The 1,272-nt window shown below is 64.6% G+C and carries 2 protein-coding genes; both read left to right on the plus strand.

The features are described 5' to 3' along the window. Positions 1-654: phage portal protein family protein (locus ACSHWJ_RS15910; RefSeq protein ID WP_432540098.1), on the plus strand; the 654-nt coding region annotated here is incomplete at its 5' end. Next, entirely contained in the window at positions 647-1,015 is a 369-nt protein-coding gene (locus tag ACSHWJ_RS15915; protein WP_432540097.1) for a hypothetical protein, read from the plus strand. The genes ACSHWJ_RS15910 and ACSHWJ_RS15915, both read left to right, overlap by 8 nt. Positions 1,016-1,272 lie beyond the last annotated feature (257 nt).

The following is a 1,272-nucleotide window of genomic DNA, read 5'->3' on the forward strand; positions in this document are numbered from 1 at the left end:
TGCCGCTCCGAGGTCTCCATCGCCCTGCTCGGACAGAACCAGACCACCGAAGTCAGCGCCAACAAAGCGTCGGCGGAAGCCGGAATCGAAGTGACGCGCGACATCCGAGAGAGCGACGCGGAGATCGTCGCCAGTACCCTGAGCGATTTGATCCGGATGGTCTGCGAACTCAATTTCCACGAACCGGCTCCGCCCGTCTACCAGCTGTGGGAACAGGAAGAGATCGACGAAACGCGGGCCGTGCGGGATAAAGCCTTGTACGATGCCGGGGTGCGGCCGACCAATGTCTACTGGACGCGGGTCTATGGCTTCAAGGATGGCGAACTGGCGCCCGAAGCCCCGCCCGAGGAGGGTGAAGCCGCTCCGGCCTTCGCAGGAATCGACCTTGATCTGTTCCCCGATCAGGCCGCGCTCGATGCGGCAGTAGACGCGCTGGCCAAAGGTGGCGCCCTACAGGCTCAGGCTGAACGGCTGCTCGCGCCGCTCATCGAGCGGATCGAAAGTGCGGGCGGCGAAGCCGAACTGCTCGGCGCGCTGGCGGAAGCCTATCCGGACATGAATCCTGACCAGCTGGTGCAAACCCTGACCCGGCTGCTGTTTTCCGCGAGCGTCGCCGGGCGGCTGGCGACCGAGGAAAGCTTGCGGGATGGGTAAGTACCTGCCCGACATCCGCCAGGGCGATACCTATCGGGTCCGGATCCGGTACCCCAAGGGGTCCAACATCGCCGGTTATATCCACTGGCTGGCCTTGCGGACCGCTATCGGTGCCGACCCTCCGCTGCTGTTGCTGAGATCCGTGGTCGGCGAACACCCCTCGGATCAGCCAGAGGAAGGGATCGCCTACCTGGAGGCCACGCCCGAGCAGACGGCCGCATTGCCGGCGAACAAGCGTTGTGTCTATGGGCTGCTGGCGAAAACACCTTCGGGCGAGATCAAGACCCTTCGTCCCCCCCTGAAGGATCCTCTCGACGACCGCATTCTGATCGTTCCACGGGGCGGCGCCGATGGGGTGTGAAGCAACCGTTGAGGTCGATTGTGTCGATGTCGCTCCAACCGTGGATGTCGAGAACGCGCCGGGGCCGCGCGGCCCCGTCGGTCCCCAAGGTCCGCCTGGTCCGGAGGGACCGGCTGGCGGGATCGATCCGGATACCGTCATCGACGGCGGGAATTTTTGACCTGAACTCGAGAGAAACGAACCATGGCAAACGCAGTACGCATCAAACGCAGGGCAAGCGGCAACGCCGGCGCGCCGGCCGCTCTCCTCAACGCCGA

This window comes from Methylococcus sp. S1M (assembly GCF_051295855.1).
Classification (GTDB): domain Bacteria; phylum Pseudomonadota; class Gammaproteobacteria; order Methylococcales; family Methylococcaceae; genus Methylococcus; species Methylococcus capsulatus.